The organism is Cupriavidus sp. DF5525, assembly GCF_040149425.2.
Taxonomy (GTDB): domain Bacteria; phylum Pseudomonadota; class Gammaproteobacteria; order Burkholderiales; family Burkholderiaceae; genus Cupriavidus; species Cupriavidus pickettii_A.
This window is the reverse complement of record NZ_CP168265.1, coordinates 4,457,038-4,472,853: the sequence shown is the minus strand read 5'-3', so window position 1 is coordinate 4,472,853 and position 15,816 is coordinate 4,457,038. Positions and strand designations below refer to the sequence as shown.

General features: G+C 68.2%; 14 protein-coding genes and 1 tRNA gene. 13 read left to right on the top strand and 2 right to left on the bottom strand.

Annotated features, from left to right (window positions below):
* The first annotated feature begins 16 nt into the window (after positions 1-16).
* The 9 genes from def to ABNX08_RS20885 all read left to right on the top strand — a co-directional run bounded on the left by def (position 17) and on the right by ABNX08_RS20885 (position 9,366).
* Entirely contained in the window at positions 17-523 is a 507-nt protein-coding gene (gene def, locus ABNX08_RS20925) for a peptide deformylase (protein ID WP_349608365.1), read from the top strand.
* Positions 524-698: 175 nt separating this feature from the next.
* Positions 699-1,721 (top strand): methionyl-tRNA formyltransferase, encoded by a 1,023-nt coding sequence (gene fmt / locus ABNX08_RS20920; RefSeq protein WP_022537058.1) that lies wholly within the window; start codon positions 699-701, stop codon positions 1,719-1,721.
* A 215-nt stretch (positions 1,722-1,936) separates the two neighbouring features.
* Entirely contained in the window at positions 1,937-2,797 is an 861-nt protein-coding gene (gene htpX / locus ABNX08_RS20915) for a zinc metalloprotease HtpX (protein WP_022537057.1), read from the top strand.
* A 154-nt stretch (positions 2,798-2,951) separates the two neighbouring features.
* Positions 2,952-4,370, top strand: a complete 1,419-nt coding sequence (gene rsmB / locus ABNX08_RS20910) for a 16S rRNA (cytosine(967)-C(5))-methyltransferase RsmB (RefSeq protein ID WP_349608362.1) — start codon at positions 2,952-2,954, stop codon at positions 4,368-4,370.
* 9 nt (positions 4,371-4,379) lie between these two features.
* On the top strand, positions 4,380-5,288 hold the full coding sequence (locus ABNX08_RS20905) for a DUF4390 domain-containing protein (protein ID WP_349608360.1): 909 nt from the start codon (positions 4,380-4,382) through the stop codon (positions 5,286-5,288).
* Positions 5,285-7,726 (top strand): PAS domain-containing sensor histidine kinase, encoded by a 2,442-nt coding sequence (locus ABNX08_RS20900; RefSeq protein ID WP_022537054.1) that lies wholly within the window; start codon positions 5,285-5,287, stop codon positions 7,724-7,726. Before ABNX08_RS20905 ends, ABNX08_RS20900 begins: the two co-directional genes overlap by 4 nt.
* Before the next feature lie 52 nt (positions 7,727-7,778).
* Positions 7,779-8,489 carry a response regulator gene (locus tag ABNX08_RS20895; RefSeq protein WP_022537053.1) on the top strand — a complete coding sequence of 237 codons (711 nt, stop codon included), beginning with the start codon at positions 7,779-7,781 and terminating at the stop codon, positions 8,487-8,489.
* A 60-nt stretch (positions 8,490-8,549) separates the two neighbouring features.
* A tRNA-Phe gene (locus ABNX08_RS20890) sits at positions 8,550-8,625 on the top strand.
* Between the two features lie 249 nt (positions 8,626-8,874).
* Positions 8,875-9,366 carry a hypothetical protein gene (locus ABNX08_RS20885; RefSeq protein ID WP_349608358.1) on the top strand — a complete coding sequence of 164 codons (492 nt, stop codon included), beginning with the start codon at positions 8,875-8,877 and terminating at the stop codon, positions 9,364-9,366.
* Here ABNX08_RS20885 and ABNX08_RS20880 read toward each other — a convergent pair.
* Complete coding sequence (locus ABNX08_RS20880; protein ID WP_349608356.1) at positions 9,358-9,666, bottom strand: diguanylate cyclase; 309 nt, start codon at positions 9,664-9,666, stop codon at positions 9,358-9,360. The genes ABNX08_RS20885 and ABNX08_RS20880 overlap by 9 nt on opposite strands.
* A gap of 35 nt (positions 9,667-9,701) precedes the next feature.
* Between ABNX08_RS20880 and ABNX08_RS20875 the strand changes: the two genes are divergently transcribed.
* Positions 9,702-10,400, top strand: coding sequence for a LysE family translocator (locus tag ABNX08_RS20875; RefSeq protein ID WP_349608354.1), 699 nt, complete (start codon positions 9,702-9,704; stop codon positions 10,398-10,400).
* A gap of 251 nt (positions 10,401-10,651) precedes the next feature.
* A complete protein-coding gene (locus tag ABNX08_RS20870; RefSeq protein ID WP_022537050.1) occupies positions 10,652-11,377 on the top strand; it encodes an MIP/aquaporin family protein in 726 nt (241 codons plus the stop codon).
* Here the strand turns inward: ABNX08_RS20870 and ABNX08_RS20865 are convergent.
* Positions 11,361-13,151, bottom strand: coding sequence for a carbohydrate porin (locus ABNX08_RS20865; protein WP_022537049.1), 1,791 nt, complete (start codon positions 13,149-13,151; stop codon positions 11,361-11,363). The genes ABNX08_RS20870 and ABNX08_RS20865 overlap by 17 nt on opposite strands.
* A 448-nt stretch (positions 13,152-13,599) precedes the next feature.
* On the opposite strand from ABNX08_RS20865, the gene ABNX08_RS20860 reads away from it, so the two are divergent.
* The gene (locus tag ABNX08_RS20860) at positions 13,600-14,736 is read left to right on the top strand and encodes a TRAP transporter substrate-binding protein (protein WP_022537048.1); all 1,137 of its coding nucleotides are present in this window, start codon (positions 13,600-13,602) and stop codon (positions 14,734-14,736) included.
* 163 nt (positions 14,737-14,899) lie between these two features.
* Positions 14,900-15,805, top strand: a complete 906-nt coding sequence (rarD, locus tag ABNX08_RS20855) for an EamA family transporter RarD (RefSeq protein ID WP_349608351.1) — start codon at positions 14,900-14,902, stop codon at positions 15,803-15,805.
* Positions 15,806-15,816 lie beyond the last annotated feature (11 nt).

Genomic DNA, 15,816 nt, shown 5'->3' with positions numbered 1-15,816 from the left:
GTTGCGCCCTAGCATCATGGCAAAACTCGACATCCTGACTTACCCCGATCCCCGCCTGCACACCGTTGCCAAACCCGTGGCCGCGGTGGACGACCGCATCCGCCAGCTGGTCAAGGACATGGCTGAAACCATGTATGAAGCGCCTGGCATCGGGCTGGCCGCCACCCAGGTCAACGTGCACGAGCAGGTGGTGGTGATCGACGTCTCCGAGACGCGCGACCAGCTCCAGGTCTTTATCAACCCGGAGATCATCTGGGCCAGCGAGAACCGCAAGGTGTGGGAAGAGGGCTGCCTGTCGGTGCCCGAGGTCTACGACCGCGTCGAGCGCCCGGACCGCGTGCGCGTGCGCGCGCTCAACGAGAAGAGCGAGACCTTCGAGCTTGACGCCGACGACCTGCTGGCCGTGTGCATCCAGCACGAGATCGATCACCTGCGCGGCAAGGTGTTTGTCGAGTACCTGTCGCCGCTCAAGCTCAATCGCATCAAGAGCAAGCTGCAGAAGCGCGAACGCACGCGCATGTAAGCGGCGCCCCTCACAAAGATGTAACAGCCCGCCGGAATCCAGCCACCGGCGCATGGCCCCCGCGCGGGGGTCTGTTATCTTTATGACTTCCGAAGAACGAAGGTACCGGCCGCTATAGCGGCCGGTTCTGCTTTAGGGCCCACCGGTCCTGATGCCAGCAAGCCCGGAACCTGCCATGTCGAAAGCCTCCCAAGCCAGATCCCTGCGTGTCGCCTTTGCCGGCACGCCCGAGTTCGCGCGCGTCGCGCTTGAAGCCATCCACGCAGCCGGCTTTCCCGTCGTGGCCGTGCTCACGCAGCCGGACCGTCCCGCCGGCCGCGGCATGCAGCTGCAGGCCAGCCCGGTCAAGCAGTACGCCGCCGCCAACGGGCTCGGCCCGGTGCTGCAGCCGCGCTCGCTGCGCCGCCAGGGCAAGTACCCGGAAGAAGCCGCGGCCGCGGTGGACACACTGGCTGAGATCGCGCCCGACGTGATGGTGGTGGCCGCCTACGGCCTGATCCTGCCGGCCGAGGTGCTGGCGCTGCCGCGCCTGGGCTGCCTCAATATCCATGGCTCGCTGCTGCCGCGCTGGCGCGGCGCGGCGCCGATCCACCGCGCCATCGAGGCGGGCGATGCCGAGACCGGCATCACGCTGATGCAGATGGACGAGGGCCTGGACACCGGCGACATGCTCACGCGCGAAGCGGTGCCGATCGGCCCCGAGGACACCACCGGCACGCTGCACGACACGCTGGCCGCGCTGGGCGCGCGCATGATCGTCGAGGGGCTGACGGCGCTGGCCGCGGGCCAGACGCTGACCGCTACGCCGCAGCCGGAAGAGGGCGTCACCTACGCCGATAAGATCGCCAAGGACGAGGCGCCGCTGGACCTGCGCCGCCCGGCCGTGGAACTGGCCAACCAGGTGCGCGCGTTCAATCCGTTCCCGGGGGCGACGGTGCAGGTCGGCGACACCGTGATCAAGTGCTGGCAGGCCGCGCCGCTTGCCGCGGCCAGCAGCCTGCCGCATTCGCCTGGTACGGTACTCGCGGCCGATGCCGCCGGCATCCTCATCGCCTGCGGCGACAGCAGCGCGCTGCTGGTCACCGAGCTGCAGAGGCCGGGCGGGCGCCGCCAGCCCGCGCAGCAGTTCCTGCAGGGCATGCCGCTGGTGCCGGGTGCGCGCTGCGCGGTGCCCGGGGACGGGACGGCACAGGCATAATCAGGCGGCCAGGTGGCGCAAGTGCTGGCGGGATCGCCCGGCAGACACGCTACGCATCGCGCCGGGTGCGCGGCTCGCCATCGCGTGGCGCGCAAGGCCCGGACCTCGCCCAACCGTTGAATTTTCCGGTATCGGCCCCTATCTAACGGTCATCGCGCCAGCTTTCCCGGCCGGGCGCGAGTCACGCGATTCGCGATTACACGGAGATCACCGCAATGTTCAACTGGGTCAAGACCTTCATGCTGATGGCGGCCATCACGGCGCTGTTCATCGTCATCGGCGGCATGATCGGCGGGCGCAGCGGCATGATGTTGGCGCTGCTGATCGCGCTGGGCATGAACTTCTTCTCCTACTGGTTCTCGGACAAGATGGTCCTGCGCATGTACAACGCGCAGGAAGTCGACGCCGGCAGCGCGCCGCAGTTCTACGGCATGGTGCAGGAGCTGGCGCAGCGCGCTGGGCTGCCGATGCCGCGCGTGTACCTGATCAATGAAGACGCGCCCAACGCGTTTGCCACCGGCCGCAACCCGGAACACGCTGCCGTGGCCGCCACCACCGGCATCCTGCGCGTGCTGTCCGAGCGCGAACTGCGGGGGGTGATGGCGCATGAACTGGCGCACGTGCGCCACCGCGACATCCTGACCTCGACCATCGCCGCGACCATGGCCGGTGCCATTTCCGCGCTGGCCAATATGGCGATGTTCTTTGGCGGGCGCGACGAGAACGGCAACCGCAGCAACCCGATCGCCAGCATTGCCGTGGCGATCCTGGCGCCGCTGGCGGCCTCGCTGATCCAGATGGCGATCTCGCGCGCGCGTGAATTCGAAGCCGACCGCGGCGGTGCCGAGATCTGCGGCGACCCGCAGGCGCTGGCCAGCGCGCTGGACAAGATCCACCGCTACGCGCAGGGCATCCCGTTCCAGGCGGCCGAGGAGCACCCGGCCACGGCGCAGATGATGATCATGAACCCGCTGTCGGGCGGCGCCATCGCCAACCTGTTCTCGACCCACCCGGCCACCGAGGAGCGCATCGCACGCCTGATGCAGATGGCGCAGACGGGTACGTACCCGGCCTGATCGCCTCTGCCCGCTGGCCGGAAAACCGGCCCCGGCCCGCGCACAGGGTAAACTGCCCGCTGTTTCCGCATGGACCGGCGGGCTTTTTCATGGCCCGCGCCGTGCGGCGCGATCCCACCACTCACTTTACTGCCTTAGCTGCTGCCTGACCGATATGCGCCTGCCTCCCGATTCGCTTGCCTTCCAGATGCTCGGCGCCGCCGCCGCGGTACGTGCCGTCAGCGAAGGCACCGCCTTGCCGCAGGCGATCGAGGACGCCGCTGCGCAGCTGCGCCTGGACCGCGTGCGCGATGCTGCCACGCGCGGTGCGCTGCAGGACATCGCCTATCGCACCATGCGCCAGTTCGGCACCGCGCGCGCGCTGGTGACGAAGCTGGTCACGCGCCCGCCCGGCGCGCAGGTCGATTCGCTGCTGGCCGTGGCGCTGGCCTTGCTGCTGGAACACGCGCCGGGCCCGCGCGACAAGCAGGACAATGCAGACAAAGACCAGCAGGACGGGGGCGCGGGCCGCCCCGGCTACAGCACCTTCACGGTCGTCGACCAGGCGGTGAGCGCCGCCGCCTCCGAACCCAAGACCGCGCACGCGCGCGGCCTGGTCAATGCGGTGCTGCGCCGCTTCCTGCGCGAACGCAAGGCGCTGCTGGCCGACGTCAACCGCGACGAGCAGGCACGCTGGAACCTGCCGCCGTGGTGGCTGCGCATGCTGCGCGAGGCCTACCCCGACCAATGGATGACGCTTGCCGCCAGCGCCAACGTGCGCCCGCCAATGACGGTGCGCGTGAACACCGCGCGCACCTCGGTCCAGCAATACCAGACCGACCTCGCCAATGCCGGCCTGGCCGGCACCGTGGTCGGCCCGCAGGCCGTGCGGCTGATCCGCGCAGTGCCGGTAACGCAGTTGCCGGGCTTTGCCGAAGGCGTGGTGTCGGTGCAGGATGCCGGCGCGCAACTGGCCGCACCGCTGCTGGAAGTGGCCGACGGCATGCGCGTGCTCGACGCCTGCGCCGCGCCCGGCGGCAAGACCGGCCACCTGCTGGAGCTCGCCGATATCGACGTGACCGCAGTGGAGAGCGACCCGCAACGCGCCGTTCGCATCGGCGAGAACCTGGCCCGCCTGGGCAGGGAAGCAAAGATCGTGGTGGGCGATGCCAGCCGGCCCTCAGACTGGTGGGACGGCCAGCCATTCGACCGCATCCTGGCCGACGTGCCGTGCTCGGCCTCGGGCATCGTGCGGCGCCATCCCGATATCCGCTGGCTGCGCCGCGACACCGATATCGCCAAGCTGATCACCGAACAGCGCCGCATCGTCTCGCAGCTGTGGCCGCTGCTCAAACCGGGCGGCATCCTGGTCTACGTCACCTGTTCTATTTTCCCAACGGAAGGCGAGGAGCAGGCGCGCTGGTTTGGTGCACAGCTGGCAGATGCGATACGATTGCAGGCGCCGGGGCAGCTGCTGCCCGGCACCCGAACCACGCAAATGGCTGGCGAACAAGGTGAAAAGGAAGCCGGCCAGGCCAGCCTGCCATCGGATCACGATGGCTTCTTCTACGCCCGCTTTCAGAAACGCGCCTGATCTGATCCGATGCCGAGCATGCCGCGCCTGTCAGACTGCCGCGCGACCGTGGACACTACGGCGGGCAAGGCGCGCCTGCATCCGCCCCACCACGGCGCAGCCAGGCGTGGCGCACTGGCGCGCTGGTGGCTGGCCCTCGTGCTGGCGCTGGCGACTCTGCTGTTGCAGCCGCCTGCGGTGCAGGCGCAAGTCATCGAAGCCACCGAAGCGCGCATCGAATACCAGGATGGCGGTTTTGAACTCGCTGCCAGTTTCGACTTCGACCTGCCGCCCGCGCTCGAAGACGCGCTGCACAAGGGCATCTCCCTCTATTTCGCGGTCGACTTTCAGCTCACGCGTCCGCGCTGGTACTGGTTCGACGAAAAGCCCGTCAACATCAGCCGCAACGTGCGCCTGTCGTACCAGCCGCTGACACGCCAGTACCGCGTCTCCACCGGCGGCCTGCAGCTGCCGTTCACGCGCCTGAAGAGCGCGCTGCAATTCATCCAGCGCGTGCGCGGCTGGCGCGTGTTCGAGCGCAATGCGGTCAAGCCGGGCGAGAGCTACCACGCTGAAGTGCGCATGCGGCTCGACCTGTCGCAGCTGCCCAAGCCATTCCAGATCAATGCCGTCAATACGCGCGACTGGAACCTGGCGTCGGACTGGCGGCGCTTTACCTACACGGTGCCGACGGACCTCAACGCGGCACCGCCACCACCGCCACCACCGCCGCCGCAGCCGCCACCGCCTGCGCCGCCCGCACCGCCCCCGGCTCCCGCATCGCCGCCGCTGCCGGCTTCGCCCGCCGTGCCCGCGCCGGCATCGGTGCCGGGCGCGCCCGCCGCCGCCAACGATGCGCGCGGCACCGTCTTCATGCAAGCAGCGTCGACCGCGCTGTCGCCCACGCTGCTGGCGCAGCCCGCCTCGAGCCAGCCATGAACACCTCGCTGTGGGACAGCCGGTTCCGGCGCGTGCTGTACCGCGTCGTGGCCGGGATCATCGCCTTCCTGGCGCTGGTGCTGGTGGGACTGCTGGCCGGCGCGTCGGCCAACACTGAATTCTTCGATCGCTATTTCACGCTGCTGTTCAAGGTGAACCTGGTGATCGGCGCGCTGCTGGTGCTGACCATTGGCGCGCTGGCGCTGACGCTGTGGCTGCGCTATCGCCGCGGCAAGTTCGGCACGCGGCTGATGACCAAGCTCGCCGTGTTCTTCGGCGTGGTGGGCGTGCTGCCGGGCGTGCTGATCTACCTGGTATCGCTGCAGTTCGTCTCGCGCAGCATCGAGTCCTGGTTCGACGTGCGCGTGGAAACCGCGCTCGAGGCGGGCCTGAACCTGGGCCGTTCCACCATCGACAGCTCGCTCGCCGACCTGCAGGTCAAGGCGCGGCTGATGGCCGACCAGCTCTCCGGTTCCACCGGCGTAGCCACCTCGCTGCAGCTGAACCGGCTGCGCGAGCAGTACGGCATCCAGGAAGCCGCGATCTTCACCGGCAGCGGCCGCGTGCTGGCGACCGCGTCGAGCAACTATGCCTCGCTGGTGCCAGACCTGCCTTCGGGCGTGCTGGCCGAGCAGGCACGCCTGGCCGGCGGCTTCGCGGCGGTGGAGGGCGGCACCGACCCATCCACCGACAGCGGCCAGGGCGCCGAGCGCGTCGACAGCAGCCACTTGTACCGGCTGCGCGTGATCATCCCGCTGGGCGCGGCGCCGACCGCGACGCAGGACATGGTCGAGGGCGCCAGCGTGCCGCGCGCGGCACCGAAGTCGCGCTGGGCCGGCTCCGGCCTGTCGGTCGAGCGCCGACCGGAAGAATCGCCCTCCAGCGGCTTCGGCCTGGTCGGCGAGACCGTGCGCGAAGAGCGTTACCTGCAGGTGCTGCACCCGGTGCCGGCGGTGCTCGCGCGCAATGCCGACGAGGTCCAGCGCGCGTACCAGGAATACCAGGAAAAGGCGCTGGGCCGCACCGGCCTGCGCAAGATGTATATCGGCACGCTGACGCTGACGCTGTTCCTGGCGGTGTTTATCGCGGTGATGCTGGCGCTGCTGCTGGGCGGACAGCTGGCGCGGCCGCTGCTGATGCTGCTGCAAGGGACCAAGGAAGTGGCCGAGGGCGACCTCTCGCCCAAGCGCGAACTGAAGAGCCGCGATGAACTCGGCATGCTGACGCAGCAGTTCAACCAGATGACGCGACAGCTGGCCGAGGCGCGCCTGGCCGTCGAAGAAAACCGCGCCGCGCTGGAGCAGTCCAAGGCCTACCTGGAGAGCGTGCTGCAGAACCTGACCGCGGGCGTGCTGGTGTTCGACCGCCGTTTCGTGCTGATCACCGCCAATCCCGGCGCCGAGCGCATCTTCCGCCAGCCGTTTGGCGCGGTGCTGGGCCTGCCGGTGGAGCAGATCCCTGGCATGGGGCCCTTCGGCGAGATCGTGCGCCAGGCCTTCTCGGACCAGAACACCAGCGAGGTGCTGGGCGGCGCCGAACACTGGCAGAAGCAGATCGAACTGCCACACGGCAATGCAGGCATCGAGGAACAGCCGCTCACGCTGCTGGTGCGCGGCGCGCGCCTGCCCGGCGGCGAGCGCGACGAGCCCGGCTATGTGGTCGTGTTCGACGATATTTCCGATGTGATTTCCGCTCAACGCTCAGTGGCATGGGGCGAAGTGGCGCGGCGCCTCGCCCACGAGATCAAGAACCCGCTCACGCCGATCCAGCTCTCGGCCGAGCGGCTGCAGATGAAGCTCTCGCCCAAGCTGGAAGGCACCGACGTGGATGTGCTGAAGCGCGGCGCGGCCACGATCGTTAACCAGGTGCAGGCGATGAAGCGCATGGTCGATGACTTCCGCGACTACGCGCGCACGCCGCCGGCGGTGCTGCAATCGCTGCAGCTCAACAGCCTGGTGGCGGAGGTGCTGCACCTGTACGGCATCGACGATGCGGCGGTGCACGAGCACCCGGTGATCCATCCGACGCTGGGCGCGGGCCTGCCTGAAATCAAGGGTGATCCCACGCAACTGCGCCAGGTCATCCACAACCTGCTGCAGAACGCGCAGGATGCGGCCACGGAGAACGTGGCGGCGGGTAGGGCGGCGCCCCATATCACTCTGAACACCGAGACTGTAGAATACAAAGATTCTGCCGGCGAAAACCGGCAGGCCGTCAAGCTCACCATTGCGGACAATGGTCCCGGCTTTGCACCACGAATCCTGAGCCGTGCGTTCGAGCCCTATGTGACCACGAAAGCCAAGGGCACGGGTCTCGGGCTCGCGATGGTAAAAAAGATCATTGACGAACACGGTGCGCGCATCGAGCTGCGCAATCGCATGGAAGGTGCGGAGATCGTCGGTGCACAGATCTCGATCCTGTTCGTTAAGCTGGCATAGTCAACATTGGCGTCCGGTCCCGGAACGCTGCGGTGGGGTTAAGAGGGGAAGTATGGCAACGATCCTCGTAGTCGATGACGAAATGGGAATCCGGGAGCTGCTCTCGGAGATCCTCAGCGACGAAGGCCACGTGGTCGAACTCGCGGAAAACGCGCACCAGGCGCGCGAATACCGCGCGGCCGGCACGCCTGACCTCGTGCTGCTCGATATCTGGATGCCCGATACCGATGGTGTGACGCTGCTCAAGGAATGGTCCGCGCAGGGCCAGCTGACGATGCCCGTCATCATGATGTCGGGCCACGCCACCATCGACACGGCAGTCGAGGCGACCAAGATCGGCGCACTGAATTTCCTGGAGAAGCCGATCGCGCTGCAGAAGCTGCTGTCCGCGGTCGAGCAGGGCCTGGCGCGCGCCGTCGATCGCCCACGCAGCGCCCCGGCCGCTGCAGCCGCGCCGGCCACCGCGCCCTTGGCCGAAGCCGGCACCGTCGGCGCCGCGCCCGAGCCCACCGCCGAGGCCGCCACCAACGGCAGCCCCGCGCGCGTGCCCGAGGCCGAGATGCAGTTCTCCTTCGACATGCCGCTGCGCGAAGCGCGCGACCTGTTCGAGCGCGCCTACTTTGAATACCACCTGCTGCGCGAACACGGCAGCATGACCCGCGTGGCCGAAAAGACCGGCCTGGAACGCACCCACCTGTACCGCAAGCTCAAGCAGCTCGGCGTCGAACTGGGCCGCAACAAGCCCGAGCCTGCCGAACAATGAGGCAGTGACGCAGATGACGCTTGACTGGCCAAAAAAGTCCAGTTATAGTTTCACTTCTTTGGCCCGGTAGCTCAGTCGGTAGAGCAGAGGATTGAAAATCCTTGTGTCGGCGGTTCGATTCCGTCCCAGGCCACCAGAACAAGAAAAGCCCGGCTCCTGCAGCCGGGCTTTTTGCATTGGGCGCTGTCCGGCCGCCAAGACAATACCTTTGCACAACTTGCAACAGACAATCCAGAAGTAAATATCTTCTACTTGGCACCCGTTATATGTATCTCTACGATTCCCTGACGCCCTGCCACCCGGCAGCGCGTGCCGAGCCGGTCTAGCCGCGCCAATAGAGCGGACAACGCCGGCCCAGGGCTATCGTTTCTCTACCGGGGGTCTGATGGATACGTTGATCGGGGATGACAAGCGCTGGCCGCCGGAAGGCGCGGGCAGCGAGCGCGGTCTGTGGAAGAGCACCATGGCCGCGGCCAGCCACGCGCTTGGCGCGGCCGGGCGGATGCAGCAGGCGGTCACGCAGACGCTGAAGCTGCAGCGCAAGATCCGCGAATTGCGCGACGAACTCCACAAGGCGGAAGCCGAACGCGATGTCTACCGCGAACTGCACGCCCGCACCGTCGACGAACTGCACCAGGCCATCGACCGCAGCCCGGCGGAGATGAAACGGCTGCGCGGGGAGGCCGAGGCGATGCAGGTGCGGCACCGCGCCTACAAGCTGCTGGTCCGGCACTACATGCGCCTTGGTACGCCGATCGATGCGGCGGCATTCGCCGAGCAGCGCAGCCGCGTGCAGCAGCACATCCTCTTCCAACGCCGCAAGGGCATCCCGGTTTCGCAGATCAGCGTGGAGGACATCGCGTTCCTGTTACGCTGAGGCACACGCAACGGAGCACGGCTCAGCCCGCTGAAGCCGGCTTGTGTCGGCCTCGGCTTCGACGACGCAGCCGGCGATGTCCTGGCGCAGGCGTTCGGCGGTCTGCACCGCGTCGGCCAGGCCGGTCTGCGGCAGCATCACGGCAAACTCCTCGCCGCCAAGGCGCGCAGGCAGGTCGGCTGCGCGCAGCACGTTGCGCAACGCCTGCGCCATTGTCTTGAGCACGCGGTCGCCGCTGCCGTGACCCCAGTGGTCGTTGATCTTCTTGAAGAAGTCGATATCGACCATCAGCACTGACATGGGGTTGCCGTCGCGCTGCTGGCGCCTGGCTTCGCGTGCAAACTCCTATCGCCCTGCCATCCAACCCGCGCAACGCCATGTTCGACATCCAGAACTACACCAGCTTCGTGCTCGCCATCCTGGTGTTCCAGCTGATCCCCGGCCCGGGCACGATCGCCATCCTCAACGCCACCGCGCGCAATGGCGTGGCGGCGGGCATGGGCGCCGTCTGCGGCACGCTGCTGGGCGATCTCGTGTACATGCTCGCCGCGGTGGCGGGGCTGGCGGCGGTGATGCAGGCCAATCCGCTGCTGTTCCACGGCTTGCAGTGGTTTGGTGCCGCGTACCTGTGCTGGATGGGCGTGCAGTTGCTGCGTACGCGCCTTGCCGCGGACGCCGGCGTGCCTGAGCCGCGCAAGTCCGCGCGCGTGACCCTGCGCCAGGGCTTCACGGTCAGCCTAGGTGGTGCTGTTCTTTGTCGCGTTCTTCCCGCTGTTCCTGCGCCCGGATGCGTCGCCGGCCACGCTGGCGGCAATGATGGCCCACGTCACGGTGCTCAGCTTTGCCTACTAGGCGGCGCTGGTGCTGGCGGGCAACGCGGTGGCCAGCCGGCTGCGGGCACTTCCGTTCGCGCGCACGCTGGCAACGCGCCTGGCCGGGATCGCGCTGATCGGCTTCGGCCTGCGGCTGGCGGCCAGCAACCGGTAACGGCAAGGTCAGCGGCCGCGCGGCGATCCCGGCGATTCGATACCTAGCGTCCGCACACAACGAAGCGGCTGCGCATTGACGCACCCGGTGCGCGAGCGGAACACTGTCGCGTCCGCGCGCAGCCTGTGCGCGCGGGCTTGCCACTGTACCGCCACACCTCCGAGGCGTCGTCTCAGGCGACGTTTTCCATGCCGCTGCACGCTTTTTCCATCGCTTCTTCCACCGCTTTGGCCGCGAATTTGCGGCCGATCCCGTGCCACCTTCGTTCGCCCCGGCGCGACGCCAGCGGAGCGCAGCGATGAGTACGCTCGCACGCCGCCTAGTGGCCGAAGGCCTGGGCACGGCCCTGCTGGTGGCGATCGTGGTGGGCTCCGGCATCCGCGCCGAGCGCCTCGCCGCAGGCGACACCGCGCTGGCGCTGCTGGCCAATTCGCTGGCCACCGGGGCCGGGCTGGTGGCGCTGCTGGTGTCGCTGGGCCCGGTGTCGGGCGGGCATTTCAACCCGGTGGTAAGCCTGTCGGCGCTGGTGCAGGGCGCGCTGTCGCCGCGCGATGCGCTGCGTTATGTGCTGGTGCAGGTGGCCGGCGGCGTCTGCGGCGTGCTGGCCGCGCATGCGATGTTCGGCGAACCGGCGCTGGCGTGGTCGGCGCAGAGCCGTACCGGCGCATCGATGTGGTGGAGCGAGTGCGTGGCGACCTTCGGGCTGGTGGGCGTGGGCATCGGCACGCTGCGCAGCCGGCCGCAGCTGGTGCCGTTCGTGGTGGCGGGCTATATCACGGCGGGGTACTGGTTCACGTCGTCGACCTCGTTCGCCAATCCGGCCCTGACCATTGCCTGTGCGCTGACCGATACCTTTACCGGGATCCGCCCGGAGGATGTGCCGGGCTTTGTGCTGGCACAGATCGGCGGCGGGCTGGCCGCGACGCTGCTGTTCCACTGGCTGTGCCGCAAGCCTGTGCCTGCGGCTGGCGCTATCAAGGGCTCGCGCCGCGACTGGCGCGCCGCGCCTACCAGCGTCGATTGAGCTGCACGCCGAAGATCGAGCCGCTGGGCTGCGAGGCCCAGGCGTCCGCGGGCGCGGTGTAGCCGATGCCGTCCACGTCCGAGGCCCGGCTGTAGGTGTAGAAAGCGCGCAGATTGGCGTTGCCCGCCGACTTGCCCAGCGTCAGCGTCGGCGCAACGGTAAGCGCGGTGCGCTGGCCGCTGACGCCGAAGCCGGAAGAGATCTGGTCGTGCGAGACCTCGAAATTCAGTCGGAACTGGTCGCTGGCCACATAGGCGGGGCGCAGGCGCGTGGTGGTCCACTGCATCGTGCCGACTGGCGAGCGGTCGAACTGCAGGCTTTGTTCCACCGCGCCGCTTAGCCCCGAGCGCCCCTTCCATTCGATCGATTCGGCCACGCGCATGCGCGACAGCGACGGGCCCATGCCGGTATAGCCAGTCATGGCGTTGCGCGAGCCCGAGCCGAACTGCAGGCCGAGCCGGTTGGTGCCGAACAGCACGCCTTTCTGCTCATGCAGGGCGGATGCCCACCAGGCGCCACCGGTGTCTTCTACCATTGGCTGCGCTTCCACGCGCGTAAAGCCGAGCTGGACCGAGCCCTTTTCATTGGTGTTGATCGGCGCGGTACGCACCGAGTGGTAGCTCGGCAGGTTCTGGCCTTTCTGGTCGGCGCGCGCGGTGTACTGGTAGCTCAGGCCGATATCGCCGATCACCTTGGCGTTGTCCACGCCGAAGCGCATCGCGGTGGAATTGGGCGGCAGCAGGCCCGACGACATCAGGAAGGGCGCATTGTCGCGCCGACCGGCCCACATGGTGGCGCCGTCCAGCACCGCGAGGCCGCTGACTGCCGTATAGAACTGCGGCACCAGCGCATAGGGGTCGATCGCCTCCGGGCGGCCGTTGACCGTGGTGGCATCGGTGCCACGCGCCTGGGCGATCAGCATCACCTGCGCACCGCCATCCAGGGCGAGCACGGATTCGCGGATCTTGACCTCGCCGGCGGTGCGGCAAGCCAGGCCGCTGCCGATGCCGGTCGAGAGCGCGCCGCCGGGGCAGGCGCGCATGTTGGCCGGGCGCTCCTCGACGGCGGCACGGCCGCTGTAGCTCAAACGCCACACTGTGTCCACCGCGGCATCGTCGGCGGGCAACTGCGAGCGCAGCACCGGTGGCGCGTCGGGTGGCGCCTCCCCGGGGGCCGCGACCCTGGCCTGCGCCGGTTGGGCGGGCGGCTCGGCCTGGAACTCGCCGAGCCGGGGCGGGAACAGTACCAGCGGCGGCGGCGCAGGGGGCGGTGGCTCGGGTGGGCCGACGAAGTTCGGATCGGCTGCCGGGTTGGTGGCGGCAACGCTTGCGGGAGCGCTGACGTCAGCTTGCGCAGCGGCCGGTGCGGGCTGGTCGGACTGAGCGGGCTGGGCAGGCTGCGCCTGGGCCTGTGCAGGCGGGGCAGCGCCTGGCGCTGGTGCCGCGTCGCCGCCAATCAGCGCGGCCAGCGGATCATCCACGGCCGCTGGCGTGGCGGGCGGCACATTGGCCGCGGCTGGCTGCGCAGCGGCAGGGCCGACAGCGGACACCACCGGGGGCAGCTCTGGCCGCGGCTCAAAGCGCGGCGGCGGCGTGGTCGTGTCTGTGCTCGTCCTGATCATCGAGCCACCGGTCTGCGCGCACGCCACCAGTCCCCATGCGGCGAGCACGGCAAAGCCGAAGCGGCGCAGGGGCAGGCCGCCGCGCCCGGCCGGGATGCGCGGGCAGGGCGGCGAAGCGGTGATGCGGCGGGAGGCGGACAACAATTCAGGCATGCAGCAATGGTGGCCGGAGCAGACAAACCCTCCGGGGGCGGGGTCTGTTTTTTATCAGCCGGTTCATTTGACCGCAAGCCGGGTTACAAAATCCATCGTAGTGTTGCTCGTCTCACAATGTGAAAAGCACTTGGCACTGGCGTAATCGACTAGCGAAAACCCGCACTCGCGCAGGGCCCCGTGGCGAAAGGGCCACCGCTATAATCGGCGGGCTTGTCTTTCGGGTAAGACAGCCCTCGCCGCGCACGCCGCTCTCCCGGGCGGACAAGTCCGTGGCTGCCGCGACCAGTGTCCGGCACTGGGGGCACGCCGCCGTGCCCGTTCGCAACAGGCACAGCGTTGCGCAGGCCACCGTACCCCGGCGGCCAGTGCGTCACGGTCTGGTGCGCGGCCTCATGCGAGCCGCGGGCCTGCATCCGAATCAATATCTATAAGAGGAGAAGTGGAGATGGAACGTCGTTCCTTTCTATTGAAGGCGTCGGCCGTGGCCGCCACCGGGGCACTGGCCGCGTGCGGCAAGGGTGAACAAAAGGCAGCGCCTGCTGCCGCCAGCGGCCCGGCAGCGCCGGCCGTCGTCGGTAGCAATCCCGCCGTGGAATGGCGCCTGGCCTCGAGCTTCCCCAAGTCGCTCGACACCATCTTCGGCGGCGCCGAACTGCTGTCCACGCGCGTAAAGGAACTGACCGACGGCAAGTTCAATATCAAGGTCTTCGCCGCCGGTGAACTCGTGCCGGGCCTGCAGGTGCTGGACGCGGTGCAGAACAACACCGTGCAGCTCGGCCACACCGCCGGCTACTACTATTTCGGCAAGAACCCGACGCTGTGCTTCGACACCACCGTCCCGTTCGGCCTGACCGCGCGCCAGCAGAATGCCTGGATGCTGCAGGGCAACGGCATGAAGCTGTTGCGCGAATTCTTCAAGGAATACAACGTCGTCAACTTCCTGGGCGGCAACACCTGTGCGCAGATGGGCGGCTGGTTCCGCAAGGAAATCAAGACCGTGGCCGACCTGCAGGGCCTGAAGTACCGCATCGCCGGGTTTGCCGGCGTGGTGCTGTCGCGCCTGGGCGTGGTGCCTCAGCAGATCGCTGGCGGCGACATCTACCCCGCGCTGGAAAAGGGCACCATCGACGCGGCCGAGTGGGTGGGCCCGTACGATGACGAGAAGCTGGGCTTCTACAAGGTGGCGCCTTACTACTACTACCCAGGCTGGTGGGAAGGCAGCGCGCAGCTGTCGTTCTACGCCTCGGCCAGCGAGTATGAGAAGCTGCCGGCGCTGTACAAGCGCGCGCTGGAAACGGCCACTATCGAGGCCCACACCAACATGATGGCCAAGTACGACACGGTCAACCCGCAGGCGCTGGCGCGCCTGCTGGAGAACGGCGTCAAGCTGCGCCCGTTCTCCAAGGAGATCATGGAAGCGTGCTTCAAGGCGACCCAGGAAGCCTACGCCGACGAAACCGCCAAGAACCCGTCGTTCAAGAAGATCTACGACGACTGGCGTGTGTTCCGCAACAACGAGGCCGCCTGGTTCAACGTGGCCGAGCAGGGCTTCGCGCAGTTCAGCTACGCGCGCAAGCTGTAAGCGGCACGCCGCCCGGGTTACCCCGGGCCGACCTGCAAACCCCATGTTCCTCCGGGAGCATGGGGTTTTTTGTTGCCGGCCTGCCTTTGGCCCGCCTTGCCTCGCCTGCGCGGCGCGATCTGGCCGGCGCCGGTAGAATCGCCGGCATCTACCGGAATTCCCCATGCAACTCGGCATCCTCTACGCCCTCCTGGCCTATGTCATCTGGGGGCTGCTCCCGCTCTACATCAAGTCGTTGCCCGGCATCGCGCCGGTGGAAATCCTGCTGCACCGGATGGTGTGGTCGCTGGTCTTCCTGGGGCTGATCCTGGCCTGGCGGCGCCAGTGGGGGTGGCTGGGCCAGGTGGTGCGCGACCGGCGCCTGCTGCTGGCGTTCGCGGCAAGTGCGGCGCTGCTGTGCGGCAACTGGTTCCTCTATATCTGGGCGGTGTCGGCCAACCGCGTGGTCGATGCCAGTCTGGGCTACTTCATCAACCCGCTGTTCAGCGTGCTGCTCGGCGTGGTGTTCCTGCACGAGCGGCTGCGCCCGGTGCAGTGGCTGTCGATCGCGGTGGCCGCGGCCGGCGTGGCCTGGCTGACGGTGGCGGCGGGCCAGCTGCCGTGGATCGCGCTGGGGCTGGCGGCCTCCTTTGGCGGCTACGGGCTGTTGCGCAAGACCGGGGCGTTGGGCGCGCTTGAAGGGCTGTCGCTGGAAACGCTGCTGCTGTTCCCGATCGCGGCGGCGGTGCTGGGCTACCTGTTCGCCACCGGGCAGGACGGCTTCACCCACGCAGCGCCGGGTACGCAGCTGCTGCTGCTGATGGCGGGGCCGGTGACGGCTGTGCCGCTGCTGTTCTTTGCGGCCGGTGCGCGCCGCATCCCGCTGTCGCTGCTGGGCCTGCTGCAGTACACCGGGCCGACGCTGCAGCTGCTGCTGGGCGTATGGCTGTGGAACGAGCCGTTCCCGGCGCAGAAGCAGGTCGGCTACGCGCTGATCTGGATCTCGCTGGCGCTGTATGCGGCCGAGGGACTGTGGATGAGCGCGCGGCAGAAGCCAGCGCCCATCCAGCCGACTAATGAATCAGTCTGAAGATCGGACCG